Origin of the sequence: Prosthecobacter sp. (genome assembly GCF_014879935.1) — a bacterium.
In the GTDB taxonomy this organism is placed as follows: Bacteria; Verrucomicrobiota; Verrucomicrobiia; order Verrucomicrobiales; family Verrucomicrobiaceae; genus Prosthecobacter.
In genome coordinates this window covers 1-9,379 of record NZ_JACSRD010000123.1, presented here as the reverse complement: position 1 = coordinate 9,379, position 9,379 = coordinate 1, and the positions used below count along the sequence as shown (strand labels likewise).

Here is a 9,379-nt window from a genome sequence, read left to right as displayed (position 1 = left end):
TTTGGATTCAAAAATGGAGCCCGGTCATGCGTTCTGGCGTGACCGGGCTTTCTGTTGCCTGGCTGAAAGGTTCAGGACCCGTCACCTTGAACGGCCGAACTCAATGCTTGGGTGACAAACGGGGGCTTGTCCGGGCTTGTCCTGCATTCTCACACTGTCTTTAATGGCCGGCACATGCTGATCCGGTGCTTGTGGGTGCTCGGAAAGCCATCCCGAAGCGGTGCCCGCGCGGAACCGGAATTCCTCGCCACATGCCCGTCGCGGAAGCACTTGGGTTATAGTTAGCGCGGTAGCAAGCGCTCCGCCACGCCTTGGGCGATGCTGATCAGGCGGCCCTTTTCCTCGGCGGAAAACTCATAGGGCTCCAGTTTGCCAATCCCTAAAGTGCCGCAAAGGCGCGAGCCATCGAGGACTGGCACCGCCAGGGTGCCCTGCACCTGCGTCTGCTTGGCGCCTGGTTTGGCCACGCCGGAGGTGTCGGTTTGCAAGTTGCACATTTCCACGGGCTCCCGCCGCTGCGCGGCCGAACCAGCGATGCCTTTTCCCATTGGAATCGACTGGATGATGGGCATCAGGGCCTCTGGAATGCCCTGATGAGCCACCAGTTTCAGGTGCTGGTCGGCCGGGTCCAGGCGGTGCAAGGTTCCCGTCGTGCAGCCAAAGTCGCTGATGGTCTGGGTGAGAAAGTCGGCCCAGGGAAAGTCTGAAGACGTTGTCATGGAGGGTGTACGCGTTGTTGGGACGGGATTATTCGTTGGCGGGAAGGAGGGCAGACGGTATTCTGCGCATCTTCGCCTGCCTCATGAAATCCTGCTTTGCCTTTTTTGTCCTTCTATGGGTGATGCCTGCCCTCGGCCAGCAGCGTACCGCAGCTGCGCCCACGACGCCGATCGTGGCCAAAAGCACCTACCACCCGGACAACTCGCACTCCGAGACGGTCGTGGACAAGAGCACGAACGAGCTGACCGAGTCCACCTTCAACTCCGCCGGTGCCCTGGTCAGCAAGAAGCATTACCTCCTTAACGAGCGCGGACTGCCCACCCAGGGCCACATCTACGACGGCCGGGGAAACCTCGTTGCCCGTTCCCAGGTCTATTTCGATGAATACGGCCGCGCCAAGGAAATGCGCAGCTTCAATCTCCAGGGCCAGTGTTATCAGCAGGTCATTTATGAATACGGATCCGATGGCAAGGCCAAGCAGCCCAAGGTCATCAACGTCGATCCTCGTGCAGCGCCTTCGATCAAGCCCGGCGTGATCGATTTCACTCAAAGCACCCCGGCACCTGGCATGGCGGCGGCCCAGCAAGGGGGCGCTGCCCAGCAGGTGCAGCCCGCACCGGAACCGCCCAAGAAGAAGTCCTTCTTCGGCCGTCTGTTCGGCGGGAAAGACAAGAAATAGCGCCCTGCCTGGATGGAATCCCCCGCACCCGGCCAGCGCTGGCTCAGTCAAAGCGAGCCCGAACTTGGGCTCGGCATCATTCGCACGCTCGAAGGCTCATTCATCGAGCTCCATTTCCCAGCGGCTGGCGAGACCCGCCGTTATGCACGCCACAGCGCCCCGCTGCAGCGGGCCTGCTTCCGTGCTGGCGATGCCATCACGCTCCGTGACGGCTCGGAGCACGTCATCGACGCCGTCACCGGGCAAAACGGCGTTCTGATCTATCAATGTGGCTCCGCAGCCTTCCCGGAGGCCGAACTGGCAGACACCCTCGCCCTCAGCGCACCGCAGGAGCGCCTGCTCGCCGCCAGCGTGGACGATCTTCAGGCCTTCGCCTTGCGTGCCGAGGCTGTCGAATGGCGCTCCCGCATGCAGGCCTCACCAGTGCGTGGATTCATCGGAGGGCGGGTCGATCCCATTCCGCACCAGATGTCCATCGCGGCAGATGTCACCACCCGCCTGCTGCCGCGGGTGCTCCTCGCAGATGAAGTCGGTCTTGGCAAAACGATCGAGGCAGGCCTCGTCCTCCACCGGCTGCACCTGACCGGCCGGGCTTCACGCGTGCTCGTTCTCGTGCCCGATGCGCTGCCGCACCAGTGGTTCATCGAGCTGCTGCGTCGCTTCAATCTCATGTTCAGCCTCTTCGATGAGGAACGCTGCACCGCGATCGAGGCTGGCGACCCGGAGGGAAATCCATTCCTCGACAGCCAGATCGTCCTTTGTCCCCTCTCGCTGCTCAGCGGGTCGGAAAAGCGGGCGCGGCAGGCTGCCGACGCTGGCTGGGATCTGCTCGTCGTCGATGAGGCTCATCACTTGGAGTGGACAGTCGAGGCACCGGGCATTGCCTACCAAGTTGTCGAATCCATCGCCAGCCGGGTGCCGGGTGTCCTGCTGCTCACGGCGACGCCGCAGCAACTCGGTGCGGAGGGCCATTTTGCGCGCCTCAGGCTGCTCGACCCGGATCGCTACGATGACCTGGACGCTTTCCTCGCTGAATCCAGCCGCTATGAGCAGGTCGCAAGCATCGTCGATCGCATTCTGCAAGGCGGTGACATGGCAGACGAGGATCGCGAGCTCTTCTCATTGCACTCACCGCGCGTGCAAAAACATGCCGCCGAACTCCACTCAGGAGACGAATCCGCCCGCCAGCGTCTCGTGAACGATCTCCTCGATGAATTCGGCACCGGCCGCGTCATGTTCCGCAACACCCGGGCCGTCATACAGGGCTTCCCGCCGCGACAATGCGAAACCTGCCAGCTTGCCATGGAGCAAGATTCGACCGTGGAAGACACGCTCATCCGCTGGCTGGCGGCCACATTGCGCGAATTGGGCGACGACAAGGTTCTCCTCATCTGCCGCACACGCAAACTCGCCGAGGACATCCACGAACGCCTGCTGCGCGAGATCAATGTGCACGCAGTTCTCTTTCATGAGGGGCTCAATCTGATGCAGCGTGACCGCCATGCGGCCACGTTTGCCGATCCTGAGGGAGCACGGCTGCTCATCTGCTCTGAAATCGGCAGTGAAGGGCGGAATTTCCAGTTCGCCCAGCATCTCGTGCTGTTTGACCTGCCACGTGATCCCGAATTGCTCGAACAACGCATCGGCCGGCTCGACCGCATCGGCCAGAAGGGCGTCATTCACATCCATGTGCCGTTTGTGGAAGGCACGGAGGGCGAGGTGCTGGCCCGCTGGTATCACGACGGGCTAGATGCCTTCGAACACAGCCTGCAGGGCGCCACGCAGTTGCTCCAGACCTTCGCGGCCGATGTGGAGTCGCTCTGTGCGCAGTTTGATCGCGACAAACTGGATGATTTGATCCATCGCACGCGTGAACTGCGCCAGGAGGTGCGCCGGAAGCTCGAACGCGGCCACAACCGCCTGCTTGAGCTCAATTCCTGCAAACCACGCCTCGCCGCACGCATCATCGAGCGCATCCGCGAGATCGATGCCGATGGTGATTTCGAGCGCTTCTTCATCCGCGTGCTCGATCACCTCGGCATGCATGTGGAGGAGATGTCCGGGCGCACCTGGTTCATCCGTCCGGACAATCTCGTCACCGACGCACTGCCATCGCTGCCCGCGGAAGGTCTCACCATCACCTTTGATCGCGAGCGGGCGCTCTCACGCGATCATGAGTCGTTTCTCACGTGGGATCACCCGCTCGTCACCGGTGCTCTGGACGTGCTGCTCGGTTCGCACACAGGGAATGCCGGTTTTGCCTTCTGGAAGGCATCGGGCGCGGAGGGATTGGTGCTTCAAACCACCTTCATCGCCGAATGCATCGCCCCGCCTGCCTTGCACGCGGCCCGATTCATGCCGGCGGTGCCGATCCGTGTCGCCGTGGATCATCAGGGACGCGATTTGACAGCGGATGCTGCCTTCGCCGGAGCCCGGCTCACCAAAGGCGATCCCACCCGAACCGTTCAGAATGAGGCCGTGCGGCATAAACTGCTGCCTGCGATGCTTTCAAAGGCGCAGCGACTCGCGGAAGGGCAGTTGCAGCAGTTCAGACAGCGTGGTCTTGCCACCATGGGGCGGCAGTTGGATGCCGAGATCGCCCGACTGGAGGACTTGCAGGTCCGGAATCCCCACGTGCGGCCGGAAGAAATCGATGCCTTGCGCCAGCAGCGCGAATCACTCGCTGCAGCCATTGAATCGACCACGTTGCGCCTGGATGCGGTGCGGCTGGTGCTGCGGTTGAAATGAAAAAAGCCGGAGTCTTGCGACTCCGGCTGTGATTCTTCGCGGGTTTGGCACCTCAGGCTGGCACACCAGTCAGACCGGGAGCCAGGCCACCCTCATCCTCGTCCTCCTGCTTGGCTGGACGCGGTTCAGTGGCTTTGGGCAGCGGCGGCGGGGGAGGGGGCTTGCTGCGGGTCTCGGGTGGATTGATCAGGCGGCCGTGCTCCATGATCTCCTTGATGTGGGAGCCGTCGAGCGTCTCGTATTCGAGCAGGGCCACCGCGATCGCATCGAGCTTGTCCTTGTACTTCAGCAGGATCTCTTTCGCCTTCGCGTAGGCCTCGTCGATGAGGCGTTTGACCTCCTGGTCGATCTTGCGCGCGGTGTCCTGGCTGTAATTGCTGGTTCCACGGCCCATGAAGCTGGCGCTTTCGTTTTCGCCGTATTCAATCATGCCGAGCTCACTGCTCATGCCCCAGGAGCACACCATGTTACGGGCGATGCGGGAGGCCATGCGGATGTCTCCGCTGGCACCGTTGGTCACGTCGCCAAACTGGATTTCCTCCGCCACGCGGCCGCCCATCGCGACGATGAGATCGTCCAGCAGCTCGCTCTTGCGGTCGTTGTGCTTGTCCTCCTCCGGCAGCCACATGGTGGAGCCAAGCGAAGGGCCGCGCGGAATGATGGTGACCTTGTGCAGGGGATCGGTGTTTTCCAGCACCTCGATGAGGATGGCGTGGCCGGCCTCGTGATAGGCGGTGTTTTCCTTTTCCTTCTCGGTCAGGGCCAGACTGCGGCGTTCGCGGCCCCAGCGCACCTTGTCGCGTGCCTCTTCGAGTTCCGGCTGGGTGATGGCCTTCATGTTCTTGCGGGCGGCCAGCAGGGCGGCTTCGTTCAAGAGGTTCGCCAGCTCTGCGCCGGAGAATCCAGGGGTGCCACGGGCGATTTTGGAGAGATCGGCGCTGTCCGACAGCTTCACCTTCTTGGCGTGGACGCGCAGGATTTCCTCGCGGCCCTTCACGTCCGGCAGATTCACGGTGACCTGACGGTCAAAGCGGCCCGGGCGCAGAAGCGCGGGATCGAGCACGTCCGCACGGTTCGTGGCGGCGATGATGATGATGCCTTCCTGGGTGTCGAAGCCGTCCATCTCGACGAGCAGGGCATTGAGCGTCTGCTCGCGCTCGTCGTGACCGCCGCCCATGCCGTGACCGCGATGGCGGCCCACAGCGTCGATTTCATCGATGAAGATGAGGCACGGTGCGTTCTTGCGGCCCTGCTCGAACATGTCACGCACGCGGCTGGCACCGACGCCGACAAACATCTCGACGAAATCAGAGCCGCTGATGCTGAAGAACGGCACATCGGCCTCGCCTGCGATGGCTTTGGCCAGCAATGTCTTGCCAGTTCCGGGAGGGCCGACCATGAGAACGCCCTTCGGAATCTTGCCTCCAAGGCGCTGGAATTTTTTCGGGTCCTTGAGGAACTCGACGAGCTCCTGCACCTCCTCCTTGGCCTCTTCCACGCCGGCCACGTCCTTGAAGGTGACCTTGTTGCGGTCCTGGGAGAGCATCTTGGCCTTGCTCTTGCCAAAGCTGAGCGCTCCACGGCCGGCGCTGCGGATCTGCTGGCGCACGAGGAAGTAGAAGAAGGCCAGGATGATGAGCAGCGGCAGCAGGAAGCCGATCAGTGAGCCCCACACGTCGTTCTCATACACCGGGATGAGCGTGAGGTTCTGCGACTTCAGCAGGTCACGCAGCTCCTCCTTCTGAAACTCGATGTTCACCGCCACGGAGAAGTCCTTCGACTCGTTCTTGGCGGTTGTGATGGCCGGCTTCTGGGATTCGCCATCCTGCTTCGGTTCCACCGGCAGTGGCTTGCTGAGATCCTGCGGCCCGGCATCGGGCGTCTTGTTGGCAGCCTTCTCGGCAAAGTAGGAGCCTTTGATGATCTGCTCGGTCGTCGTGTCCGAATTCACCAGCTTCAGAGGCTTGGTCGGATCGATGCGGCCTTCCTCGACGGTTTTCTTGAATTCGGCGTAGTCGAAGACCTTGCGGCTGGAGACAAGCCCCTTGTTCATCATCAGGCCGGAGATCAGCAGTGTGATGGCCAGGGCGAAAAGCATGAAGCCCCGCCAGTTGAACTGTGGATCCTGGTTGCGGCGGCCGGGGCCGTCGGGGCGGTTGTTGAAAGAGTCGTCTGACATGGGGGGAAACGGTTACCAAAGAGTAACGCGGCCCCAAGCATACATGCCGGTATTTTTTTTGCAAAATGCCTTTCCGGGCACGGGGGCGTGCTTTTTCAACGTCGCACAGCCTTAAATTCGCGTGTGAGATTGGTCAGCGAGTCCTCCACCCCCATGCGCTCCAGGCTGGACGCGCCCACGAAGCCGTCGGCGGTGGTCTTGCTGAGCACGAACTCGACATCCTTCGGCGTGTTCACCGGCCCGCCATGGGTGAGGGTGAAGACGTCCTTTTTCACGCTCCGTGCCGCGTCGATGATCTCCTGCGTGCGCTTGATCGTGAAGTCCCAGTCCACCACGGCGTTCACCACGCCGATGCTGCCGCCGACCGTGGTGCCGACGTGGGCGATCACGGCGTCCGCGCCGTTTTTCACCATCTCCACCGCCTCTTCCGGTGTGGCCACATACACGATGCTGAACAGGTCCATCTTCGTGGCCAGGCCCACCATTTCGAATTCCTTCTTCACGCTCATGCCGGTCTCCTCCAGCACGCCGCGGAAATGGCCGTCCACGATGCAGTGCGTGGGGAAGTTGTTCACACCGCTGAAACCCATGTTCTTCACCTGCTGCAGCCAGTGCCACATGCGGCGGCGTGGGTCCGTGGCGTGCACGCCGCAGACCACCGGGATCTCCTTCACGACGGGGAGCACCTCAAATTCGCCGATTTCCATCGCCACGGCGTTCGCGTCGCCATACGCCATGAGGCCACAGGTCGATCCATGGCCCATCATGCGGTAGCGGCCGCTGTTGTAGATGATGATCAGGTCCGCGCCGCCCTTTTCGATGAACTTCGCGCTGATGCCCGTGCCCGCTCCGGCGGCGATGATGGGTTCACCCTTAGCCAGCGTGGCTTTGAGGCGATCGACGACTTCCTGCTTCGTGTAGGGGTTTCCGATTCCGGTCCAGGGATTGGGCATACGAATTTATGATTTACGATTTCTGATTTATGATTTGGCCTCGTCGCGAGGACCCGGGTCATGATTGAAATCACAAATCGTAAGTCATAAATCATAAATCCTGCCGCCATGCACGCCAAAGCCGCCATCCAAGAGCTATCCGAAACGCACACGCACGGGCCGGACACGACCTTCCGGGTGGTTCGTGCCTCGGAGAAGGACACGCGCCCCTGGATGCGTGGCGCCCCGGTGTGCGCCACCCTCGGCACCCATCGTGTCGCCCACGCCGGCATCATGACGGCCCGCGCCCCCTATCGCATCGTCCGCATGCACCAGGGCGGTCTGTATTTCCTCGCCTGCCTGGAAGGGGAGGGCAGGGTGCTCGTGGATGGCGCGTGGAAGAAATGTGGCGCCGGCATGGCCGTGGCGCTGCCCCCTTTCATGGTGAACGCCTTTCAGGCCGTCCCTGGCAAGGTCTGGCGCTGCTGCTGGGTGCGCTACGAGCAGCAGCCCGAGCAGAAGCCGATTCTGAGCAGCAGTTCGCCGCTGATGGCACCGTTCGATGGCAAAGCCCTGTGGAATGCCATTGAAGGTCTGATCGAGGAGTCCGGCGGCGAGGCCAAACCGGCTGCCATGTTTCACTGGGTCGAGTTGGTGCAGCATTACATCGAGCGCTTCGCCCAGCCCTGGCAGGTGGATGACCGCCTGCACCGCATCTGGGAAAAAGTCGCCGCGAATGTCGGCTTTGACTGGACGCTGGATGAGCTCGCACGGCAGGCGCACGTCAGCGCCGAGCACCTGCGTCGTTTGTGTCGCAAAACGCTCGGCCGCACGCCGATGCATCACGTCACCTGGCTGCGCATGCGGAAGGCCGCCGAACTGCTTTCGACCACGAATCTGAAGATCGAGACCATCTCCCACGAGATCGGCTACCAGAACCCCTTCGTTTTCAGCAACACCTTCAAAAAGTGGATCGGCTGGCGGCCCAGCGAGCACCGGTCGCGAATGGGCGGGTAGGGAAGGGCGGTCATGCCGGTGTCGTAGGTCCTCTTTGAGGAGAATTCAAAGTACGACGTCCCTCGGGTGACCAGTCCCAGCTTCAAACCGCGAGCATCCGCCGATGTCTTGCCTCGAGCGCTCTCTCGAAGCTCACCAATTCCCGCATCAAGGCGTTGTATCGACCATGCGCCTCATTGCCGTGTTCGCGGCCGAGCAGGGCATAAAGCTGATGATCGGCGTCCAGTGCGTCGATATCAGCAACCTCGACCGCCATCCCGCAGCGTTGCATCCTTGGGCTGGCGATCTTGACCAGACAGGCGGCGATGCTTTCCCGATGATGTGTGAGATCGTCGAGCCCCTGATGGATCCAGTCGTTGGCAGGAAGGTCGTCGAGATTCATGGCGCCCAGCATACGCTCAAAGCGTGGTGATTTCCATCACACGTTGGTGAAGCGATTCCGGATCAATGGCCGGGTAACGGATCAACTGCGGCGCAATCTGCCCGAACAGCTCGCGGAGCCGCTCCGGGTTAGCCCGTATCGAATCATGCAGGCCACGTCGTGCCGGTCGCGAGGGTGATCACGTTCCACCTTCGACAACGCCTGCCCGTAGAAGTCGTAGTGATGAAAATCCAGCCTCCCATGCCGGGCGATGAACCGGCTGCGATCCTGCCAGCCGGGAAGAGCGGGGACGAACTGGTCCGGCGATGCTAGCTCGATGTTGATGTCGAGATCATCCTTCAAGCGCGGCAGGCACTCAAAGAACCCTTGTGGTTCGGGCTCGGCCTTCAAATCCACATCGATGGTCATCTCACGCCACCCCATGAGCACTGCCGAGACGCCGCCCGTGAAATACACGCGTCGCAAACTCGACGATCACCGATCGAAGCCGAGTCCGGGTTTGATTCGATTGGCAATCGAATCTACTCAGCGGCATGAACCGCCGCGCCTTCATCGCATCCACCCTCGCAGTCGCTGCTCATCGTCCTCTGGTTGCCGCGGATGCCGCGTCCGCGGCTGAACTCGCTCACACCGAGATCTGGCGTCGTTTCATCGACAAGTTTGGCATCATGATCGATTTCGCGGACATGCACGGGAAGGTGCCGCTGCCGACGCCGGAGGAA

The 9,379-nt window shown here is 61.8% G+C and carries 8 protein-coding genes and 1 pseudogene; 4 read left to right on the top strand and 5 right to left on the bottom strand.

Features of this window, described 5'->3' with window-relative positions:
* Positions 1–281 precede the first annotated feature (281 nt).
* Positions 282–719 carry a GAF domain-containing protein gene (locus IAE77_RS09245; protein ID WP_294225091.1) on the bottom strand — a complete coding sequence of 146 codons (438 nt, stop codon included), beginning with the start codon at positions 717–719 and terminating at the stop codon, positions 282–284.
* A gap of 83 nt (positions 720–802) precedes the next feature.
* On the opposite strand from IAE77_RS09245, the gene IAE77_RS09240 reads away from it, so the two are divergent.
* Positions 803–1,399, top strand: a complete 597-nt coding sequence (locus tag IAE77_RS09240; RefSeq protein ID WP_294225089.1) for a hypothetical protein — start codon at positions 803–805, stop codon at positions 1,397–1,399.
* 12 nt (positions 1,400–1,411) lie between these two features.
* A complete protein-coding gene (locus IAE77_RS09235; RefSeq protein ID WP_294225087.1) occupies positions 1,412–4,147 on the top strand; it encodes a helicase-related protein in 2,736 nt (911 codons plus the stop codon).
* Between the two features lie 52 nt (positions 4,148–4,199).
* Here the strand turns inward: IAE77_RS09235 and ftsH are convergent, their stop codons facing one another.
* On the bottom strand, positions 4,200–6,326 hold the full coding sequence (ftsH, locus tag IAE77_RS09230) for an ATP-dependent zinc metalloprotease FtsH (RefSeq protein WP_294225084.1): 2,127 nt from the start codon (positions 6,324–6,326) through the stop codon (positions 4,200–4,202).
* A 95-nt stretch (positions 6,327–6,421) separates the two neighbouring features.
* Entirely contained in the window at positions 6,422–7,279 is an 858-nt protein-coding gene (locus IAE77_RS09225) for a phosphoenolpyruvate hydrolase family protein (protein ID WP_294225079.1), read from the bottom strand.
* 108 nt (positions 7,280–7,387) lie between these two features.
* Here IAE77_RS09225 and IAE77_RS09220 point away from each other — a divergent pair, with 108 nt between their 5' ends.
* Positions 7,388–8,275 carry a helix-turn-helix domain-containing protein gene (locus IAE77_RS09220; RefSeq protein WP_294225076.1) on the top strand — a complete coding sequence of 296 codons (888 nt, stop codon included), beginning with the start codon at positions 7,388–7,390 and terminating at the stop codon, positions 8,273–8,275.
* An 82-nt stretch (positions 8,276–8,357) separates the two neighbouring features.
* Here the strand turns inward: IAE77_RS09220 and IAE77_RS09215 are convergent, their stop codons facing one another.
* Positions 8,358–8,657, bottom strand: coding sequence for a hypothetical protein (locus IAE77_RS09215; RefSeq protein ID WP_294225073.1), 300 nt, complete (start codon positions 8,655–8,657; stop codon positions 8,358–8,360).
* 81 nt (positions 8,658–8,738) lie between these two features.
* Positions 8,739–9,113 (bottom strand): DUF6036 family nucleotidyltransferase, encoded by a 375-nt coding sequence (locus tag IAE77_RS09210; protein WP_294225071.1) that lies wholly within the window; start codon positions 9,111–9,113, stop codon positions 8,739–8,741.
* 77 nt (positions 9,114–9,190) lie between these two features.
* Here IAE77_RS09210 and IAE77_RS09205 point away from each other — a divergent pair.
* A pseudogene (locus IAE77_RS09205) lies at positions 9,191–9,379 on the top strand (hypothetical protein); the annotation flags it as partial.

Bases quoted from the DNA above. Each gene is read 5' to 3' on its own strand.
- IAE77_RS09245 (WP_294225091.1), bottom strand. From the start codon at position 719: ATGACAACGTCTTCAGACTTTCCCTGGGCCGACTTTCTCACCCAGACC.
- IAE77_RS09240 (WP_294225089.1), top strand. From the start codon at position 803: ATGAAATCCTGCTTTGCCTTTTTTGTCCTTCTATGGGTGATGCCTGCC.
- IAE77_RS09235 (WP_294225087.1), top strand. From the start codon at position 1,412: ATGGAATCCCCCGCACCCGGCCAGCGCTGGCTCAGTCAAAGCGAGCCC.
- ftsH (WP_294225084.1), bottom strand. From the start codon at position 6,326: ATGTCAGACGACTCTTTCAACAACCGCCCCGACGGCCCCGGCCGCCGC.
- IAE77_RS09225 (WP_294225079.1), bottom strand. From the start codon at position 7,279: ATGCCCAATCCCTGGACCGGAATCGGAAACCCCTACACGAAGCAGGAA.
- IAE77_RS09220 (WP_294225076.1), top strand. From the start codon at position 7,388: ATGCACGCCAAAGCCGCCATCCAAGAGCTATCCGAAACGCACACGCAC.
- IAE77_RS09215 (WP_294225073.1), bottom strand. From the start codon at position 8,657: ATGAATCTCGACGACCTTCCTGCCAACGACTGGATCCATCAGGGGCTC.